This window comes from Streptomyces sp. NPDC048171 (assembly GCF_043202655.1).
Classification (GTDB): Bacteria; Actinomycetota; Actinomycetes; order Streptomycetales; family Streptomycetaceae; genus Streptomyces.
Genome location: NZ_JBIDAU010000008.1, coordinates 355640 through 372704 on the forward strand (window position 1 = coordinate 355640; position 17065 = coordinate 372704).

Annotated in this window: 19 protein-coding genes; 10 read left to right on the forward strand and 9 right to left on the reverse strand. The window is 72.8% G+C overall.

Annotation, left to right across the window (positions count from 1 at the left end; genetic code table 11):
• Position 1 precedes the first annotated feature (1 nt).
• Positions 2 to 616, forward strand: a complete 615-nt coding sequence (locus ACGF3J_RS24150; RefSeq protein ID WP_393854739.1) for a hypothetical protein — start codon at positions 2 to 4, stop codon at positions 614 to 616.
• 8 nt (positions 617 to 624) lie between these two features.
• Here the strand turns inward: ACGF3J_RS24150 and ACGF3J_RS24155 are convergent, their stop codons facing one another.
• Positions 625 to 1380, reverse strand: coding sequence for a DUF427 domain-containing protein (locus tag ACGF3J_RS24155; protein WP_393854740.1), 756 nt, complete (start codon positions 1378 to 1380; stop codon positions 625 to 627).
• Positions 1381 to 1526: 146 nt separating this feature from the next.
• On the opposite strand from ACGF3J_RS24155, the gene ACGF3J_RS24160 reads away from it, so the two are divergent.
• Positions 1527 to 2537 carry a homoserine dehydrogenase gene (locus ACGF3J_RS24160; protein WP_393854741.1) on the forward strand — a complete coding sequence of 337 codons (1011 nt, stop codon included), beginning with the start codon at positions 1527 to 1529 and terminating at the stop codon, positions 2535 to 2537.
• Here the strand turns inward: ACGF3J_RS24160 and ACGF3J_RS24165 are convergent.
• From ACGF3J_RS24165 to ACGF3J_RS24175, 3 genes are all read right to left on the reverse strand, one after another.
• Positions 2509 to 3531 carry an NAD(P)-dependent alcohol dehydrogenase gene (locus tag ACGF3J_RS24165; protein WP_393854742.1) on the reverse strand — a complete coding sequence of 341 codons (1023 nt, stop codon included), beginning with the start codon at positions 3529 to 3531 and terminating at the stop codon, positions 2509 to 2511. The two genes, ACGF3J_RS24160 and ACGF3J_RS24165, sit on opposite strands and share 29 nt — an antisense overlap.
• Positions 3532 to 3558: 27 nt before the next feature.
• Complete coding sequence (locus tag ACGF3J_RS24170) at positions 3559 to 3942, reverse strand: helix-turn-helix domain-containing protein (RefSeq protein WP_161325988.1); 384 nt, start codon at positions 3940 to 3942, stop codon at positions 3559 to 3561.
• A 79-nt stretch (positions 3943 to 4021) separates the two neighbouring features.
• Entirely contained in the window at positions 4022 to 4897 is an 876-nt protein-coding gene (locus ACGF3J_RS24175) for an MBL fold metallo-hydrolase (protein WP_393854743.1), read from the reverse strand.
• Between the two features lie 153 nt (positions 4898 to 5050).
• Between ACGF3J_RS24175 and ACGF3J_RS24180 the strand changes: the two genes are divergently transcribed.
• The 4 genes from ACGF3J_RS24180 (at position 5051) to ACGF3J_RS24195 (ending at position 8206) form a co-directional block, all read left to right on the forward strand.
• Positions 5051 to 5260 carry a hypothetical protein gene (locus ACGF3J_RS24180; RefSeq protein ID WP_393854744.1) on the forward strand — a complete coding sequence of 70 codons (210 nt, stop codon included), beginning with the start codon at positions 5051 to 5053 and terminating at the stop codon, positions 5258 to 5260.
• The gene (locus ACGF3J_RS24185) at positions 5247 to 6638 is read left to right on the forward strand and encodes an amidase (protein WP_393854745.1); all 1392 of its coding nucleotides are present in this window, start codon (positions 5247 to 5249) and stop codon (positions 6636 to 6638) included. The genes ACGF3J_RS24180 and ACGF3J_RS24185 overlap by 14 nt, the downstream gene beginning before the upstream one ends.
• Before the next feature lie 51 nt (positions 6639 to 6689).
• Entirely contained in the window at positions 6690 to 7238 is a 549-nt protein-coding gene (locus ACGF3J_RS24190; protein ID WP_161327451.1) for a TetR/AcrR family transcriptional regulator, read from the forward strand.
• A 182-nt stretch (positions 7239 to 7420) separates the two neighbouring features.
• Positions 7421 to 8206 carry a DUF899 family protein gene (locus tag ACGF3J_RS24195; protein WP_393854746.1) on the forward strand — a complete coding sequence of 262 codons (786 nt, stop codon included), beginning with the start codon at positions 7421 to 7423 and terminating at the stop codon, positions 8204 to 8206.
• A gap of 49 nt (positions 8207 to 8255) precedes the next feature.
• On the opposite strand, the gene ACGF3J_RS24200 is transcribed toward ACGF3J_RS24195, so the two are convergent.
• Entirely contained in the window at positions 8256 to 8855 is a 600-nt protein-coding gene (locus ACGF3J_RS24200) for a GrpB family protein (protein ID WP_393854747.1), read from the reverse strand.
• A 63-nt stretch (positions 8856 to 8918) separates the two neighbouring features.
• Here ACGF3J_RS24200 and ACGF3J_RS24205 point away from each other — a divergent pair, with 63 nt between their 5' ends.
• A complete protein-coding gene (locus ACGF3J_RS24205) occupies positions 8919 to 9407 on the forward strand; it encodes a diadenosine tetraphosphate hydrolase (protein WP_393854748.1) in 489 nt (162 codons plus the stop codon).
• Between the two features lie 18 nt (positions 9408 to 9425).
• Here the strand turns inward: ACGF3J_RS24205 and ACGF3J_RS24210 are convergent, their stop codons facing one another.
• The gene (locus ACGF3J_RS24210; RefSeq protein WP_393854749.1) at positions 9426 to 10274 is read right to left on the reverse strand and encodes a helix-turn-helix transcriptional regulator; all 849 of its coding nucleotides are present in this window, start codon (positions 10272 to 10274) and stop codon (positions 9426 to 9428) included.
• Between the two features lie 101 nt (positions 10275 to 10375).
• On the opposite strand from ACGF3J_RS24210, the gene ACGF3J_RS24215 reads away from it, so the two are divergent.
• The 3 genes from ACGF3J_RS24215 to ACGF3J_RS24225 all read left to right on the forward strand — a co-directional run bounded on the left by ACGF3J_RS24215 (position 10376) and on the right by ACGF3J_RS24225 (position 12916).
• On the forward strand, positions 10376 to 11140 hold the full coding sequence (locus tag ACGF3J_RS24215; protein ID WP_393854750.1) for an SDR family oxidoreductase: 765 nt from the start codon (positions 10376 to 10378) through the stop codon (positions 11138 to 11140).
• A 152-nt stretch (positions 11141 to 11292) separates the two neighbouring features.
• Entirely contained in the window at positions 11293 to 11757 is a 465-nt protein-coding gene (locus ACGF3J_RS24220) for a spore-associated protein A (protein ID WP_393854751.1), read from the forward strand.
• Positions 11758 to 11824: 67 nt separating this feature from the next.
• Positions 11825 to 12916: an enoyl-CoA hydratase/isomerase family protein gene (locus ACGF3J_RS24225; RefSeq protein WP_393854752.1), complete on the forward strand. Its 1092-nt coding sequence runs from the start codon at positions 11825 to 11827 to the stop codon at positions 12914 to 12916.
• Here ACGF3J_RS24225 and ACGF3J_RS24230 read toward each other — a convergent pair.
• Genes ACGF3J_RS24230 through aceA form a run of 3 tightly spaced genes read right to left on the reverse strand, consistent with a single transcriptional unit; the run spans position 12901 to position 16709 of the window.
• Complete coding sequence (locus ACGF3J_RS24230) at positions 12901 to 13770, reverse strand: 3-hydroxybutyryl-CoA dehydrogenase (protein WP_393854753.1); 870 nt, start codon at positions 13768 to 13770, stop codon at positions 12901 to 12903. The genes ACGF3J_RS24225 and ACGF3J_RS24230 overlap by 16 nt on opposite strands.
• The gene (gene aceB, locus ACGF3J_RS24235; RefSeq protein WP_393854754.1) at positions 13767 to 15365 is read right to left on the reverse strand and encodes a malate synthase A; all 1599 of its coding nucleotides are present in this window, start codon (positions 15363 to 15365) and stop codon (positions 13767 to 13769) included. Before aceB ends, ACGF3J_RS24230 begins: the two co-directional genes overlap by 4 nt.
• 60 nt (positions 15366 to 15425) lie before the next feature.
• The gene (aceA, locus tag ACGF3J_RS24240) at positions 15426 to 16709 is read right to left on the reverse strand and encodes an isocitrate lyase (RefSeq protein ID WP_386931088.1); all 1284 of its coding nucleotides are present in this window, start codon (positions 16707 to 16709) and stop codon (positions 15426 to 15428) included.
• Positions 16710 to 17065 lie beyond the last annotated feature (356 nt).

A 17065-nucleotide genomic window follows, 5' to 3' on the forward strand; every position in this document is an offset into this window, starting at 1 on the left:
CATGACCCAGGCACCGGCCCTGCCGCCGAGCGACCGCCGCGAACCCGGGGAGGTCTTCTCGGCCGGGTTCACCCTCTTCGCGGACGTGCTGCTGGTGGGAGTGCTCACCAGCGTCGCCTGCCTTCCCGTCGTCACCGCTCCGGCCGCCTTCGCCGCCGCCTCAGCGACCCTGCGCCGGGCCGTGGAGGACGGCGCACCCGGAGGGGCCGGCGGCTACCTGGGGCACCTGCGCGCCCACCTGACACCGCGCTCGCTCGCCGGCGGTCTGGCCGTACCGCTGCTGGTCGTCGCCCTGCTGGTCGACTCGGCGCTGATCCGCGGCAGCCTGCCCGGGGCGGGACTCATGGCCCCGGCGCTGGTCCTGCTCACCCTCGGCCTGGCGGTGGTCGCCCTGCGCACCACCGCACTGCCGGCCCCGCACCGGCTCTCGCCGCGCGAGGGCCTCCTGCGCTCCGTCGCGGGCCCTCGCGGGAGCCTGCTGCTGGCCGCGGCGGTGGTGCTGGCCGCGCTGCTCGCCTGGTCGATACCCGTACTGATCCCGCTGCTCCCCGGCCCGCTGGCCTTCGCGGCCACCGTCGTGGACCTGCGCGGCACGGGGCAGGGGCGGGCGGACTGACGTGGACGTCAGCCCGGCCTCCCGTCCACGCGGAGGCCGACCTGTTCGCCGTAGAACGCGACCAGGCCGGCGATCCGCTGGACCTGCGCGGTCGGGAAGTCGTACGCCCAGAGGAGGTCCGAGTGGGCCCCGGGATCGGAGCGCAGGGACCAGTAGCCGCTGGTCGTCCCCTTGTACGGGCAGCGGGTGACCGTTTCCGAGGGCAGGAGCCGTGTCCAGTCGACGTACGCGCGGTCGAGGTAGTAGCGCGTGGGCAGGCCCGTCTCGAACAGGGTCACGCAGTGCGGCGCGTCCGCCAGCACCTCGCCGTTCAGCTCCACGCGGACGCTGCTGGACGAGCGCAGGGCGTCCACCCGCGAGTAAGGGCTCCGCGGATGCACGAAGACCGGTTCGTCCTCCTCGAACCAGTCGTCCAGCGCCTCCCATTCGAAGCGGACGGTGCCGCGCACCCGCTCCGGCGCCTCGTCGTCCCAGACCCAGACCGCCGCCTCGCGGACCTCGGGCCCGAAGCGCAGGGAGTGGCGCCGGGCGGGCCAGGCCCCCAGGGTCCGGGTCTCCCCGTCAGGAGTCAGCACCGCCCCCTCGGCCAGGTCGTCGAGCGGGATGCCGAACTGCGGATACGGGGGCCATTCCCAGACGTACAGCGCACGCCGCGTGTCGAAGACGGCACGGCCGCCGATCAGCCCGCGGACACGGCGCGGCACGGGCTCCACGTGCCCCACGGGCACGATCGCACCCGGGTACCGCACGGACTCGGTCGCCAACGGTCCTCACCTCGGCTCGTTCGATTCGGTTCGGGCGTCCCGGGCCCGTCGGGCCCTCGCGCCGTCATCCTTCCGATGGTGTGATCTCATCCGGGTCGGGCGCCACTCGGCGGACCGGCGGCATCAGGCGAGAGGGGCCCGGATCGATGGGCGCAGTGACGCGGACCGGTGTGGTCCTTTCCGGATACGGCCCGGTCGGCCGGGCGTACGTCGACCACCTGGCCGGGCACGGGGACGGACTCGCCCGCCTGCACGGCGTGCGCCCGGTGGTCCGCGCCGTTCGCGCGAGCTCGGGTCAGTGCCTGCTGGGAGACGACGGGCGGCCGGTGCCACCGCGCCCGTCCTGGGACCCGCCGGAGCCACTGGACGAGACGCTCGACCGGACCGGCGCCGCCGTGTTCGCGCAGGCGCTGCCGTCCTCGCCCGAACTTCGCGCGCTCGCCGCGGCCGAGGCGGCAACCGCGCTGCGCCGGGGCGTCCACGTCGTGACGGCCACCAAGAGCCACCTGCTCGACCACTGGGGGGACCTCGGCGCGGCGGCCCGCGCCGGGCGGAGCATGATCAGGATCTCCGGCGCGACCGGGGCGGCGCTGCCCGCGGGCGACCTGTCGCGGACCGCCCTGCGCGGCATGGGCTGCCGGACCGTCCGGGCCTGCCCGAACGGCACCGTGACCTTCGTCCTCGACCGCCTCGCCGAGGGCGACTCGCTGGGCGACGCGGTCGACGAGGCGCGGCGGCGCGGGATCGCGGAGGCGGACCCGTCGGCCGACCTGTCCGGCGCGGACTCCGCCACCAAGGTGCGACTGCTGGCCGCCCTGGCCTGGGGCTGGGACCCGGCGTCGGTGCGCGTGCGCGCGCAGCCCGTGGACGAGGGCACCGCCGGTGCGGCCCTGAGCGCGGCCTCCCGCTCGCGTCGCCTGCGGGCGGTCGCCGTCGCCTCCCTGGACCGGCCCCTCCTCGTGGACGTACGCCTGGAGGAGACGGAACCCGGGGATCCGCTGTACGCGCTCACCGGGCCGGAGAAGGCCGTGGTCTTCGGCTGTCCGGACGCGGGCGACGTGACCGTGAGCGGCGGACGGTCGAGTCCGACGGGGGCGGCCCTGGCGATGGTGAAGGACACCATCGACGTCACGGCGGACCGGACGGGGTTCCACTGACGTCGCCGGACACGGTGATCACGGTCTTGCCTCGGGCGTGGCCCCGCTCCACGTGGCGTACTCCGTCCGCCGTGTCGGCCAGCGCGTACGTCCGGCCGACCACGGGGACGACCTGCCCGGCCTCGATGAGGGCGGTGACGGCGAGCAGGTCCGCGCGCGCCGGTCCGGCCGGGGTCGCCGGGAGGATCGGGCCCAGCCGCTGCCGGGTGAGGGCGTTGGCCGCCGTCACCCTCAGCATGGAGCCGATCGCGCCGAAGACCCGGCCGGGCGAGCCGCCCCCGTTGGCCACCAGAACCCCGGTGGGGGTGAGCGCCCGGCGCAGTCGGCCGGGCGGGTGGTTGCCCACGTTGTCCAGGATCACGTCGTAGCGAACCCCCGCGTCGGTGAAGTCCTGTCGGGCGTAGTCGACGACGTGCGCGGCGCCCAGGGAACGCACCAGGTCGGCGTTGCCGGCGCCGCAGACTCCGGTGACCTCGGCGCCCAGCACCGCGGCGATCTGCACGGCGAAGGTCCCCACGCCACCGCCCGCGCCGTTGACCAGCACCCGCTGCCCGGACCGGACCCGCCCCACGGTCCGGACGCCGCGCAGGGCGGTCACCGCGGCCATCGGAACTGCGGCGGCCTGCTCGAAGGTGAGGCCGGCCGGCTTGGGCACCAGCAGCCCGGCCGGGGCGCACCCGTACTCGGCGAAGGAACCGGGGCAGAAGCCCAGCACCTCGGCTCCGGGGCCGAGCCCTTCCACACCGGTGCCGGCACTCTCCACCACCCCGGCGACGTCGATGCCGGCCACGGGGCACTTCGGACGCCTGAACCCCATGCCACCCGTCAGCCGCGCCGCGTACGGGTCGCCGCGCATCATGTGCCAGTCGTACGGGTTCACCGAGGCGGCGCGTACCCGTACCAGCACCTGACCGTCCCCCGGCCGGGGCCGGTCGATCTCCTCGACCCGCAGCACCTCGGGCGGGCCGAAGCGCTCCTGGACCACCGCCTTCATCGGCCTGCCCCTTCCCCCTGGCGCCCGTCAGCCGCCGAAGCGACCGCGTGCGTCCTCGATGTGGCCGAGGTACTGCTGGGTCCAGCCGCACATGGCGTCGACCGTGGCGCGCAGCGCCCGCCCCGGCTCGGTGAGGGTGTACTCGACACGCGGCGGCACGGTGGGGTGCACCGTCCGCTCGACCAGGCCGTTGCGCTCCAGCATGCGGAGGTTCTGCGTGAGCATCTTGTGGCTGACGCCCTCGACCTCGTTCCGCAACTCGCTGAAGCGCAGGGTGCGTTCACCGAGCGCCTCGATGATCAGGAGCGCCCACTTGTTGGCGACGTCGGAGAAGATCTCCCGGGCGAGGGAGTCCGCGCGCCTGAGGTCGGCGTCCTCGGGCAGTCCCTTGAGCAGCTGTTTGGAACCCATTCGCCCATACTCTCCTACGGTTTCCGGGTATCGACAAGAGAGTGCCCCGGGCGAACCGCCCGCCTCACCCCGCCGACCGCTACGACACCGGCGCCAGTCGGTAGGCGTCCCCGTGCGCGCGGACGCGGCCCGCGGTGGGCGGTGCGAAGTGGGTGCCGAGCAGGAGCGTGTCCGTGCCGGCGAGGTCGCCCAGCAGCCGGCGGCGCGTGGCCTCGGCCTGCTCCGGGTCGATGTCCACGCAGGCGCTGATCCCGGGACTGGCGAGCTGCACGGGGTGGTGGATGCAGTCGCCGCTGATGAGCGCCGTCCGCCCCCGCGCGGTCAGCTCGACGGCGACGTGGCCGGGGGTGTGGCCCGGGGTGGGGACCAGGCGCAGGCCCGGTGTGATCCCGACGCCCTCGCCCGGCACGTCGACGAGATCGAGCAGGCCCGCCTCCTCGACGGGGATCACGGAGTCGCGGAACATCTGCCGGCGGCCCTCCTCCATGTCGTACGTGGCCCAGAACTCCCGCTCGGCGCGTGAGGTGACGTAGCGCGCGTTGGGGAAGGTGGGGATCCACGCACCGTCCACCTTCCGCGTGTTCCAGCCGACGTGGTCGGCGTGCAGGTGGGTGAGGACCACCAGGTCGACGGAGTCCGGGGGGAATCCGGCGGCGGTGAGGCGTTCGACGAAGTCGGTGCGCAGGTCGTGCCAGGCCGGGTTGGCCCGCTCCTTGCCGTTGCCGATGCCGGTGTCGACGAGGACCCGCAGCCCGTCCGCGTGGAAGGCGAAGCTGTGACTGTCGAGGCGCAGGGTGCCGTCCGGGTCGGCGAAGTCGGGGCGCAGCCAGGGGTGTTGCGAGACGACCTCCGTGGTCGCGCCGGGCAGCAGCCAGGGGCCGGTCGCGGGCGGCAGGGGAGCCTCGTCGACGCGGTGGACGGTGACGTCGCCCACGGTCCAGGAGGGGGTCGGCATGACGGATCGAGCCCTTCAGGCTAAAAGCAATCTGTTTGCGTTAAAGAACCGTAGCCTCTAAGGTCCACTAAAGCAAACAGTTAGCTTTTGTTGCCCCGGGGATGACCCCGCTGCGCTTGTCGCTCGTCGTCGATCCGATCAGGAGAAACGCCCGTGTCCGCCGATGAACTCACGCCCCCGGAGGCGTACCGCTGGGCTGCCCGCGCGGGGCTCCCGCTTCCGGCCGACCGCCTCGACGCGGTCGCGGCCACCGCAGACCACATCCACTCCGTGGTCGCCGCCCTCCGGGAGATCGACTTCCGGGACACCCCGCCCGCACCCGCCTACCGCGCGGGGGAGGAGAAGCCCGATGCGGCCGTATGAACTGACCCTGACCGCCGCCGCCGACGCGATCCGGTCGCGGCGGCTGTCCCCGGTCGAGCTGGTGGACTCCGTCCTCGACCGGATCGACGAGGTGGAGCCGCACCTGAACGCCTACGCCACCGTCACGGGCGAGCGGGCCCGCCGCGCCGCCCGCCGGGCCGCGGACGAGATCACGGCCGGACGCCATCGGGGACCGCTGCACGGGATCCCGCTGGGGCTGAAGGACCTGTTCGACGTCGCCGGTACGGCGACCGCCGCCGGCTCCCGGGTCCGCGCGGACCACAGCGCGCCGGGCGACAGCACTGTGGCCGCGCGTCTGTCGGCGGCGGGCGCCGTCCTGGTCGGCAAGACCCACACCCACGAGTTCGCCTACGGCCTGACCACCCCGCAGACCGGCAACGCCTGGGACCCCGACCGGATCGCCGGCGGCTCCAGCGGCGGATCCGCCGTCGCCGTCGCGGCCGGTGCCGCCACCTTCGCCCTGGGAACCGACACCGGCGGATCCATCCGGGTGCCCGTCGCGCTCAACGGCGTCGTCGGACTCAAGCCGACCTACGGCCTCGTCCCCCGCACCGGCGTCACGTCACTGTCCTGGTCCCTGGACCACGTCGGCCCCGTCACCCGCACCGTGGAGGACGCGGCCCTGGTCCTGCCGGCGCTGGTCGGACCCGATCCCGGCGACCCCGCCTCGGTGCCCGCACCGCGGTCGGTCCACCCGCCGGGCGCGGGCACGGACCTGACCGGGCTGCGCGTCGGAGTTCCGGGCAACTACTACTTCGACCACGTCCACCCGGAGGTGGAGGCGGCCGTACGGCGCGCGATCACCCGGCTCCAGGACCTCGGCGCGCAACTCGTCGACGTGGACATCCCGATGGCACGCCACGTCCGGGCCACCCACTGGGGGCTGATGGTGCCGGAGGCCACCGCCTACCACGAACGGACCCTGCGTACGGTCCCCGAGCTGTACCAGGCGGACGTCCGCGTCCTCCTCGAGGCCGGTGAACTCATGCCCGCCGGCGACTACTTGCGTGCCCAGCGCGCCCGCACGCTCATGCGGCAGGCCTGGGCCCGCCTGCTGGGCGAGGTCGACGTCGTCGCCGCCCCCACGGTCCCGGCCACCGCCGTGACCGCCGGCAGCGAGACCGTCACCTGGCCCGACGGCACCGTCGAGAGCGTCTCCGACGCCTACGTGCGGCTGTCCTCCCCGGCCAACATCACCGGGCTGCCGTCCCTGTCCGTTCCGGTCGGCCACGACTCCGCGGGCATGCCGGTGGGCATGCAGTTGATGGCCCGGCCCTTCGCCGAGAGCGTGCTGCTGCGGACGGGTCGCGCGTACGAGGCGACCATGCCCGCACGCAAGCCGGCCCCGGTGGCCTGAGCGAGGTGGATCAGGCCCGTAGACGCAACACGTTTGCTTTAGGCTGGAGCCATGAGCCGCCCGATGGTGCGCCCCGGCGGGCGCAGCGCCCGAGTCCAGGCCTCGGTCCACGCCGCCGTACGCGAACTCGCGGCGGAAGTGGGCCGGGACGCCCTGACCGTCCCGATGGTCGCCCAGCGCGCCGGGGTGACGCCGTCGACGATCTACCGGCGCTGGGGCGACCTCCAGGAACTGCTTTCCGACGTGGCGGTCGAGCGGCTGCGCCCCGAGACGGCGCCCGAGGACACCGGCGACCTGCGCGCCGACCTGACCGCGTGGGCCGAGCAGTTCCTGGACGAGATGGCCTCCCCCTCCGGCCGCGCCTACATCCGCGACGCCCTGCTCGGCGATCCGGACGGCAGCAACGCCGGGCAGTGCTCCGCCTATGCCGCCGAGCAGATCGACGTCATCCTCACCCGCGCCACCGCGCGCGGCGAGCGGACGCCCGACACCGAGACGGTCGTCGACCACGTCGTGGCCCCTCTGATGTACCGCATCCTCTTCCGCCCGGCCGGCCTCGACGCCGCCCACGCCCGCCGCCTCGTGGCGACGGTGCTGTAGCCGCCACGGGACCGCGGGGGTCAGAGACCGGATCACCACCACCGTGTAGTCGGCCGGTGCGCCCATGAACCCGGTGAATGGCACCCCGCGATGAGTTCCGGCTGCGGCACGAGTCTGCACCTCGTGAGCGTCGTAGTCCCCGCTCGCGGCGCCGCCCGGCACGAGACACCACGGAGGATGTCATGGCGCACACGCCCAGTGACCCGACCACCCTGCCGTCCGGCCGTCCGCCCGTGGTGGACCGGGCCACCTGGCAGGCCGCCCGTGACGAGCTGCTGGTCCGCGAGAAGGCACACACCCGAGCCGGTGACGCCGCCCTCGCGGCGGCCCGTCGCCGGCTGCCGATGGTCGAGTTCGACGGGACGGTCGAGGTCGTCGGACCCGACGGGCCGGTCCCCTTCCTGGACCTCTTCCAGGGCCGAGACGAGCTCGTGGTCTACAAGCACATGTGGTACGACGGCGCACCGCACCAGGGGCAGTGCGAGGGCTGCACCACGACGGTCTGGCACCTGAAGGACCCCGTCTACCTCAACGCCCGCGGCGTCTCGTTCGCCGTCGTGACCACGGGCCGCTGGGAAGAGGTCGCCGCCTACGTCGAGTTCATGGGCTACACCCAGCCCTGGTACTCGGTCCGCGGCGTGGACGGACCGGCCGGCGGCGAAATGGGCTACCTCACCTCCTACCTGCGTGAGGGCGACCGTGTCTTCCTCACCTACTCCACGACGGGCCGCGGAAACGAGCGGGTCAACGGTTCCCTCGGCCTGCTCGACATGACGCCGTACGGCCGTGGCGAGGCATGGGAGGACACGCCCGAGGGCCGGCCGGAGGGCGGCGAGCCGTGCTGGTCGTGGCGCTCGGACGCGGACGGCAACGCCACCTGGGGCCGGACCAGCCGCCCCGTGCCCCAGTGGACGCGCCCCGGCGCGACACCGGAGGAAACCCTCGGCCGCCTCGGCCCTCACGGCTGAGGTGGGGCCGCCGGTCGGAGGCGGCATCGGGCGAAGCGACTTCCGGGGTTCACCAGCCCTCCGCGTGATTGTGGCCGCCGGACACCGGCTGCCACCCCGTGTCGGCCGCCCAGCGCTCCGCCGCAACCATCAGCACCTCGGTCGCCGGCCCCTTGATCTGCCCGTAGTCGGACAGGTCCGGCACGCTGTGGGCGAGGCGTTTCTTGAAGGCACCCCACGCGTCGCGGGTGGCGGTGTCCGAGCGCATGTAGTCGCGGAACAGGAGTGCGAACCGGGCGTTGGGTGAACCCACTTCGCGCAGGTGGACGTTGCAGCGGCGGGTGCCGACGGGCGGTGCGAACACGAGCTTGGGGCAGGGCAGGCCGCCCGAGATCTCCTGCCGGTTCCACGGCTCCGGACGGCACCGGAAGCCGACGGCGGCCAGGAGCCCGGCGTGACGCTCCCCGTCGAGGGCGTCGACCTGGACCTGGACGTCCACGCAGTCCTTGGCCGCGAGTCCGGGCACCGAGGTGGACCCGATGTGGTCGATCGCGCGGGCCTCGGCTCCGAGCGCAGCCCGCAGCACACCGGCCAGCCGCTCGAAGTCCTCCGCCCACCACGGCTGGTGCTCCACCATGGTCACCGGAGCCGACTCATCGGGAAAGGGCATGCCCCCAGCATGACGGAGGCGGCCGGACTTCGAGGGCGGTGGCGGCGAAGGTAGCTTCAGGCCATGGCTGATGACTGGCGGACGGATCGGATCGGGGCCGCGCTGAGGGGTGAGAACCCGACCGTGATGCGGCGACTGGCGGCCGGGTTCGCGGTGATCGGGGACGTCCAGTTCCTGCCGGGCTACTCGGTACTCCTCGTGGACGAACCGGACGCGCAACGGCTGTCCGACCTGCCGAGATCGAAACGGCTGGCTTTCCTGTCCGACATGGACCGCCTCGGCGAAGCGGTGGAACGTGCCTGCCGGCACCTGGACCCCGCCTTCCGCCGCGTCAACCTGGAGATCCTCGGCAACACGGACCCCTTCCTGCACGCGCACGTGTGGCCGCGCTACGACTGGGAGCCGGCCGACCTGGTCGGTGCCCCCGTCTGGCTCCATCCCCGGGACCGGTGGAGCGACGACCGGTTCCGGCTGGGGCCGCGACATGACGTACTGCGCGCCTCGATCGTCCGGGAACTGGACGAGCTGGGAGCGGTCGACGGGTGCGAGTGAGTGGGCCCGGGCCCGCGGTCAGCGGTCCGCCTCGGTGAAGGTGTCGAGGCCCAGTACGGCCAGCAGGCGCAGTTTCTCGTAGCCCTCCGTGCGCGGGGGAGCGGTGAGGACCAGGAGCGTCTGCTGCTGGTCCTCCGTGAACAGTGCCTGGCAGTCCACCTCGATCGGGCCCAGCTCCGGGTGGACGAGCGTCTTGTGGTCCTCGAAGCGCCGCGCGACCTCGTGCCGGACCCACAGCTCGGCGAACTCCTCGCTCGCCCTCTCCAGCGTCCGTACCAGCTCGCCGGCCCGCGACCGGGCACCCCGCAGGCCGTAGGCGGCGCGCAGGTTCGCCACCTGGGCGCGGCTCTGCCGGTCCCGGTCGGCCTCGGGGTAGAGGGACCGCTCCGCCGGGTCGGTGAACCAGCGGTAGATCGCGCTGCGCGCCGCCCCGGTGTGCCGGGACGCGTCCCCGAACAGGGCCGCGGCCATCCGGTTCTGCACCAGCGTCTCGCCCAGGTCGGTCAGGACGAGCGCCGGGGTGTCGTCGAGCCGGTCGAGGACCCTGAGGAGCGCCGGGGCGACATGGGCGGTGGCCGACAGTGACGTCGGCGCGTTGTGCCCGGCGACCCGGTACAGGTAGTCGCGCTCGGTGCCGGTGAGCCGCAGCGCACGGGCCAGCGAGGCCAGCATGTGCTCGCTGGGCTGCGGGCCGCGCCGCTGCTCCAGCCGGGTGTAGTAGTCGGTCGACATCACGGCGAGGGCGGCGACCTCCTCGCGCCGCAGCCCCTTCGCCCGCCGGCGGGGGCCCGTGGGAAGTCCGGTGTCCTCAGGCCGCAGCGCCTCACGGCGGCTGCGCAGGAATTCGGCCAGTGCTGCACGGTCCATGCGGTCGATTGTCGCCCGGCGCCGATGGCTGAGCCAGGGATCGCCGATCCCCCGACAAGCGGTCTCTGCACCCGGCCCCGCGCACCGCCCACGATCGAGCCATGGACATCTCCGGAAACACCATCTTCATCCCCGGCTCCACCAGCGGAATCGGCCTCGCCCTCGCCCTCGAGCTGCGAGCCCGCGGGAACAAGGTCATCGTCGGCGGGCGGCGCGGCGAACTGCTCGCACGGATCGCGGCCGACCACCCCGGCATCGACACCGTACGGATCGACACCACGGACGCCGCGAGCATCGCGACCGCCGCCGAGCAGGTGCTCGCGGACCATCCGGACCTCAACGTCCTCGTCACGATGGCAGGCGTGATGCACGCCGAGGACTGGCACGATCCCGCCACCTTCCTCGCCACCGCGGAGTCCACGGTGACGACCAACGTGCTCGGCCCGATCCGGCTCGTCGCCGCCTTCGTCGAACACCTGCGGACCCGCCCGGACGCCACGATCATGACCGTCTCCTCCGGCCTGGCTTTCACGCCGCTGAAGGTCACGCCCAGCTACAACGCGTCGAAGGCCGCGATCCACATGCTCAGCGAGTCCGTCCGGCTCCAGCTCGCCGACACCTCCGTGAAGGTCGTGGAGCTCGTACCGCCGTCCGTGCGCACCGCGCTGCTGCCCGGCCAGGAGGACAACGAGCACGCCATGCCGCTCGACGAGTTCGTCACCGAGGTCGTCGCCCTGATAGAGGCGGAGCCCGATGCCCGGGAGATCCAGGTCGAGCGCGTGAAGTTCCTGCGCCACGGGGAGGCCCGCGGCGACTACGACCAGGTCGTGGCCGCACTCAACGCGACCGACCCGCACGGGAAGTAGGCGGCCACTCGGCGATCTTCTTCGCGAATGGCTGTAAACAGTCGTCAACGGCGTACAACCACCGAACAGGCGCAAAGGTCTCAACGGGTGGCTTCAGCAACACCATGGGGAGGCCAGTCCGATACACGGATCGAGGTGCCATGAAGCGTTCCATGCAAGCCGTGGGTACGTTGTTGATCGCCGTCGGGGCCATCGGAGCGGCGCTGTTGGTGACCGCGCCCGCCGCCGGTGCGGCCACCAACGGCGCGACCGCCGCGTACAACGGGGTCTGCGGCTCCGGCTACAAGGTGGTGAACTCCATGCCGATCGGGAAGACCGGCACGGTCTACCTCACCTACAACTCGGCGACGGGCAAGAACTGCACGGTGACCATCCGCAACAGCACCGGCGCGCCGAAGTACATGGTGGCCTACGTGCGCAACGTCGACAGCAGCGAGGACATGTACGACGCGGGCGAGTACCGCTCGTACGCGGGGCCGGTGTACGCCTTCGCGCGAGGCGCCTGCGTGGAGTGGGGCGGCGTCATCGACAACCTGCAGGCCTGGAACTACGGCTCCAACTGCGGCGCGCTCGCGGCCAAGACCCCGCAGAAGGACTGGTTCGCCGGCGACCGGTGACGACCAGGAGGGGGCTTCGCCGGTGGGCGGAGCCCCCTCGTCGCATGGAGCCGAGTACGGTGTCGAGATGAACGGCACCGACGCACCCGTCCTCCTGCACACCACTGGCCGGGCCGCGCACATCACCCTCAATCGCCCCAGGGCCCTGAACTCCCTCACCCACGAGATGGTGCTCCGCGTCGACGAGGCGCTGACCGCCTGGGAGCGGGACCCGGCCGTGGACACCGTCGTCGTCACCGGCGCCGGGGAGCGCGGCCTGTGCGCGGGCGGCGACATCCGGAGCATCCACGACGACGCCCGCGACGGCGACGGCACGGTCTCGGCCGCCTTCTGGCGGGACGAGTACCGGCTCAACGCCCGTATCGCCCGCTACCCGAAGCCGTACGTCGCCGTCATGGACGGCATCGTCATGGGCGGCGGCGTCGGCATCTCCGCGCACGGCAGCGTCCGGATCGTCACCGAACGCTCCCGGATCGCCATGCCCGAGACCGGCATCGGCTTCGTCCCCGACGTCGGCGGCACCCACCTGCTCGCCCGCGCCCCCGGCGAACTCGGTACCCACCTCGCCCTGACCGGCACTCCGATCGGCGCCGCCGACGCCCTGCTCTGCGGTCTCGCCGACCACTACGTGCCCTCCGCCGCGCTGGGCGGCCTCGTCGACGAGCTGGCCGAGCTCCCCGCCGCCGAGGCCCTGGACCGGTACACGCAGGCGCCTCCGCCGGGTGTCCTGGCCGCGCACCGGACCTGGATCGATGCCTGCTACGCGACGGACGGCGTAGAGGAGGCGGTGCGGCGGCTGTACGACCACGGCGATCCGGCCGCCAAGGAGGCCGCCGAGACCCTGCTCACCAGGTCGCCGACCTCCCTCAAGGTCACCCTGGCCGCCGTACGCCGCGCCCGCGGGCTCGGCTCCCTGGAGCGGGTCCTGGACCAGGAGTACCGCGTCTCCTGCGCGGCACTGACCGCACCCGACCTGGTCGAGGGCATCCGCGCCCAGATCATCGACAAGGACCGCGACCCCCGCTGGACGCCGGCCGCCCTCGCCGACGTCACCGACGCGGACGTCGAGCGCTTCTTCACCCCACTCGGCGAGCGCGAGCTCGGGCTCGCCACCACGGCCGGCGCCGCGCCGGAACCCGGCGGTCAGACCCGGTCGTAGGTGTGGAATCCCCGGCCGGTCTTCCGGCCGAGGAGCCCCGCCTCCACCATGCGCTGGAGCAGCGGCGGCGGGGCGTACAACTGCTCGCGGAACTCGTCGTACAGCGACTCCGCGATCGAGGCGACCGTGTCCAGACCGATCAGGTCGGCCAGCCGCAGCGGCCCCATGGGATGGGCGCAGCCCAACTCCATGCCCGCGTCGATGTCCGCCGCGGTGGCGAAGCCGGACTCCGCCATCCGCACGGCGGACAACAGGTACGGGACGAGCAGCGCGTTGACGACGAACCCCGCCCGGTCCTGCGACCGGACCACCGTCTTGCCGAGCGCGCGGGCCGCGAAGTCCTCGACGAGCAAGACCGTGTCCGCCGACGTGTGCAGGGACGAGACGACCTCGACCAGGGGCAGCACCGGCACGGGATTGAAGAAGTGCAGGCCCACGACCCGGTCCGCGCGGCCGGTCGCCATACCCAGTCGCATGACCGGCAGCGAGGAGGTGTTGGTGGCCAGCACGGCCTGCGGATCCTCGACGATCTTGTCGAGCGCGCCGAAGACCTCCGCCTTGGCGTCCGCGTTCTCCACCACCGCCTCGACGACCAGCTGACGGTCGGCGAGGTCGTCGAGGCTGCCCGTGAACACGAGGTGGGCCAGCGCGTCCTCCGCCCCCGACGGCTCCAGCTTCCCGCGCCGTACCGCTCGGTCGAGGGACGCCGCCACCCGGTCCCGGGCGGTGCGGGCGGCGAGGGCGTCGGCCTCGCACACCACCGTGTCCAGGCCCGCCCGGGCGCACACCTCGGCGATGCCGGCGCCCATCTGCCCGCCGCCGACCACACCGACGCGCCGGATACCGACGCTCATGCCCCGGCCTCCGTCCGCCGCACGAGGTGGCGGGTGTACGCGTCCGGGGTGAAGAACAGCGGCAGTTCACCCGCCAGCACGGTCCGCTCGAACAGTCCCCGGATGTCGTCGAAGGACGCCCACGGGGAGATCGCGCCGAGCGCGACGACCTCCTCGTCGAGCAGCCGCAGCACGGTCTCCCGGTCGATCACCCGGTGCCGCAGCCACTGCCAGACCTGCACGCGGGCGATCTCGGCGGTGGCCGCGTCCTCCATCAGCCCGTCCACCGCGACCGCGCCCTCACCGCGCAGCCAGCCGGCGAAGTAGCGCAGCGCGACGGCGATGTTGGTGCGCACGCCCTCCGGGGTCGGCGGGCCGGTGACCCGGCGGACCGACAGCAGATCGACGGCCGTGACCTCGACGTCGTCGCGGGTGCGGTCGAGCTGGTGGGGCCGTTCGCCGAGGACGCCGTCGAAGACGTCGCGGCACACCGGCACCAGGGCCGGGTGGGCCACCCAGGAGCCGTCGAAGCCGTCCTCCGCCTCCCGCTCCTTGTCCAGCCGCACCTTGGCGAAGGCCGCCTCGTTCGCGGCCGGGTCGCCGCCCGGCACCTGGGCGGCCATGCCGCCGATGGCGTGCGCTCCGCGCCTGTGGCAGGTGCGCACGAGCAGTTCGGTGTAGGCGCGCATGAAGGGCGCGGTCATCGTGACCCTCGCGCGGTCCGGGAGGAGGAAGTCGGTGCGGTGCCCGAAGGTCTTGATGATGCTGAAGAGGTAGTCCCAGCGGCCGGCGTTGAGACCGGCGGAGTGCTCGCGCAGCTCGTACAGGATCTCCTCCATCTCGAACGCCGCGGTGATCGTCTCGATGAGGACGGTGGCCCGGACCGTGCCCCGGGGGATGCCGAGCAACTCCTGCGCCAGCAGGAAGACGTCGTTCCAGAGGCGGGCCTCGTATCGGTTCTCCAGCTTGGGGAGGTAGAAGTACGGGCCGCGGCCCGCGTCGATCTGCCGCCGCGCGCAGTGGAAGAAGTAGAGGCCGAAGTCGACGAGGGCCGCGGGCACGGGGCCGCCGTCGAACTCCAGGTGCTCCTCGTCGAGGTGCCAGCCGCGCGGGCGGATCATGAGGGTGGCGAGCCGGTCGCGGTCGGCGAGCCGGTACTCCTTGCCCTCCGCCGTGGTGAAGTCGATACGGCGCTCGACGGCGTCGAGCAGGGTGAGCTGGCCGTCGACGATGTTGTCCCAGGTGGGGGCCGTGGCGTCCTCGAAGTCCGCCATCCACACCTTGGCACCCGAGTTCAGCGCGTTGACGGCCATACGGCGGTCCGGCGGCCCGGTGATCTCCACCCGCCGGTCGGTCAGACCGGGCGCGGGCGGCGCGACCCGCCAGGACGGATCGTCCCGCACCGCCGCGGTGACCATGGGGAAGACGAGCGGAGAGCCCGACGCGAGCCGCAGGGCCTGGCGGCGGCGTTCCTTCATGAGATCCCGCCGGCGCTCCCCGAACGCCGCGGCGAGACGGCCGACGAAGTCCAGGGCGGCGGGGGTGAGGATCTCGTCGTGCCGGTGGCCCGGAGCGGCGAGGACACGGAGCTGGTGGGGCGGTGCGAGGGTGGTCATGGCGATCTCCTGGGAGAGGGGAGGGCGGGCCGGGCCGCGCGGGCGGCCCGGCCCGGCTGCCTAGTGGAACTGCTCTTCCTCCGTGGACCCGGCGAGAGCGGTGGTCGAGGAGGCCGGGTTGACGGCGGTGGAGACCAGGTCGAAGTAGCCGGTGCCGACCTCGCGCTGGTGCTTGACGGCGGTGAAGCCCTGGGCCTGGGCGGCGAACTCCTTCTCCTGGAGGTCGACGTAGGCGGTCATGCCGTGCTCGGCGTAGCCGCGGGCCAGGTCGAACATGCCGTGGTTCAGGGAGTGGAAACCGGCCAGGGTGATGAACTGGAACTTGTAGCCCATCGCGCCCAGCTCCCGCTGGAACTTGGCGATCTGGTCGTCGTCCAGCGCAGCCTTCCAGTTGAAGGACGGCGAGCAGTTGTAGGCGAGCATCTGGTCGGGGTACTGCGCGTGGATCGCCTCGGCGAACTCACGGGCCTGGGCGAGGTCCGGGGTGCCGGTCTCGACCCAGATCAGGTCGGAGTACGGCGCGTAGGCGAGGCCGCGGGCGATGACCGGGGCCATGCCGTTCCGCACCCGGTAGAAGCCCTCCGCCGTGCGTTCGCCGGTGACGAACTCGGCGTCGCGCTCGTCGACGTCGCTGGTGAGCAGGTTGGCGGCGAGCGCGTCGGTGCGGGCGACGATCACGGTCGGCACGTCGGCGATGTCGGCGGCCAGCCGGGCCGCGTTGAGGGTGCGGATGTGCTGCGAGGTCGGCACCAGCACCTTGCCGCCGAGGTGGCCGCACTTCTTCTCGGAGGCGAGCTGGTCCTCGTAGTGGATGCCGGCCGCGCCGGCGGCGATCATCGCCTTGGTCAGTTCGAAGGCGTTCAGCGGGCCGCCGAAACCGGCCTCCGCGTCGGCGACGACCGGCGCGAGCCAGTCGGTGGTGTCCCCGGCGCCCTCGGACGTGGCGATCTGGTCGGCACGCAGCAGCGCGTTGTTGATGCGGCGCACCACCTGCGGCACCGAGTTGGCCGGGTACAGGCTCTGGTCCGGGTAGGTGTGCCCGGCCTGGTTGGCGTCGGCGGCGACCTGCCAGCCGGACAGGTAGATGGCCTGGAGGCCCGCCTTGACCTGCTGCACGGCCTGCCCGCCGGTGAGCGCTCCGAGCGCGTGCACGTAGTCCAGATCGTGCAGCTGCCGCCACAGCCGCTCGGCACCGCGCCGGGCGAGGGTGTGCTCCTCGCGGACGCTGCCGGAGAGCCGCAGCACCTCGTCGGCGCCGTAGGTGCGCTCGATGCCCTGCCACCTCGGGTCGGTGGCCCAGCGCCGCGCGAGTTCCTCGGCCGCCTGTGTCCTCGCCTCTGCCATGACTGTCACCGTCTCCTCGGTCTGTGGTGTCTGCCAATCCCGAACCGATCGGAATCGGGTGTGGCACTGCGTGTCTGTCCTGTGGCTGCGGCCCGCCGGGACCTCCTGGAGAGGAGGATGAGCAATGCTGCCGTGGAGAGGTCACTCGCACCGATCCTTCCGACGTCAGGGCATGAAATCGCAAGTCGGTACCGGGTGGCCGTCCACCGGTTCCGGCGGGCCGCACTGAGACTCTGACACTGGCACTGAGTGCCATCAACCGTGGACGAATGCCAAGTTCTGCGAATCTTCCGGCCGGATTCTGCCAAGGTTGCGAAGGGCCCGCAGGAGGGCTCGTCCCGTACTCTGGCGGTCGG

Bases quoted from the DNA above. Each gene is read 5' to 3' on its own strand.
- ACGF3J_RS24230 (WP_393854753.1), bottom strand. From the start codon at position 13,770: ATGAGCGTCGGTATCCGGCGCGTCGGTGTGGTCGGCGGCGGGCAGATG.
- ACGF3J_RS24215 (WP_393854750.1), top strand. From the start codon at position 10,376: ATGGACATCTCCGGAAACACCATCTTCATCCCCGGCTCCACCAGCGGA.
- ACGF3J_RS24195 (WP_393854746.1), top strand. From the start codon at position 7,421: ATGGCGCACACGCCCAGTGACCCGACCACCCTGCCGTCCGGCCGTCCG.
- ACGF3J_RS24220 (WP_393854751.1), top strand. From the start codon at position 11,293: ATGCAAGCCGTGGGTACGTTGTTGATCGCCGTCGGGGCCATCGGAGCG.
- ACGF3J_RS24160 (WP_393854741.1), top strand. From the start codon at position 1,527: ATGGGCGCAGTGACGCGGACCGGTGTGGTCCTTTCCGGATACGGCCCG.
- ACGF3J_RS24225 (WP_393854752.1), top strand. From the start codon at position 11,825: ATGAACGGCACCGACGCACCCGTCCTCCTGCACACCACTGGCCGGGCC.
- ACGF3J_RS24150 (WP_393854739.1), top strand. From the start codon at position 2: ATGACCCAGGCACCGGCCCTGCCGCCGAGCGACCGCCGCGAACCCGGG.
- aceB (WP_393854754.1), bottom strand. From the start codon at position 15,365: ATGACCACCCTCGCACCGCCCCACCAGCTCCGTGTCCTCGCCGCTCCG.
- ACGF3J_RS24205 (WP_393854748.1), top strand. From the start codon at position 8,919: ATGGCTGATGACTGGCGGACGGATCGGATCGGGGCCGCGCTGAGGGGT.
- ACGF3J_RS24200 (WP_393854747.1), bottom strand. From the start codon at position 8,855: ATGCCCTTTCCCGATGAGTCGGCTCCGGTGACCATGGTGGAGCACCAG.
- ACGF3J_RS24170 (WP_161325988.1), bottom strand. From the start codon at position 3,942: ATGGGTTCCAAACAGCTGCTCAAGGGACTGCCCGAGGACGCCGACCTC.
- ACGF3J_RS24210 (WP_393854749.1), bottom strand. From the start codon at position 10,274: ATGGACCGTGCAGCACTGGCCGAATTCCTGCGCAGCCGCCGTGAGGCG.
- ACGF3J_RS24165 (WP_393854742.1), bottom strand. From the start codon at position 3,531: ATGAAGGCGGTGGTCCAGGAGCGCTTCGGCCCGCCCGAGGTGCTGCGG.
- ACGF3J_RS24190 (WP_161327451.1), top strand. From the start codon at position 6,690: ATGAGCCGCCCGATGGTGCGCCCCGGCGGGCGCAGCGCCCGAGTCCAG.
- ACGF3J_RS24175 (WP_393854743.1), bottom strand. From the start codon at position 4,897: ATGCCGACCCCCTCCTGGACCGTGGGCGACGTCACCGTCCACCGCGTC.
- aceA (WP_386931088.1), bottom strand. From the start codon at position 16,709: ATGGCAGAGGCGAGGACACAGGCGGCCGAGGAACTCGCGCGGCGCTGG.
- ACGF3J_RS24185 (WP_393854745.1), top strand. From the start codon at position 5,247: ATGCGGCCGTATGAACTGACCCTGACCGCCGCCGCCGACGCGATCCGG.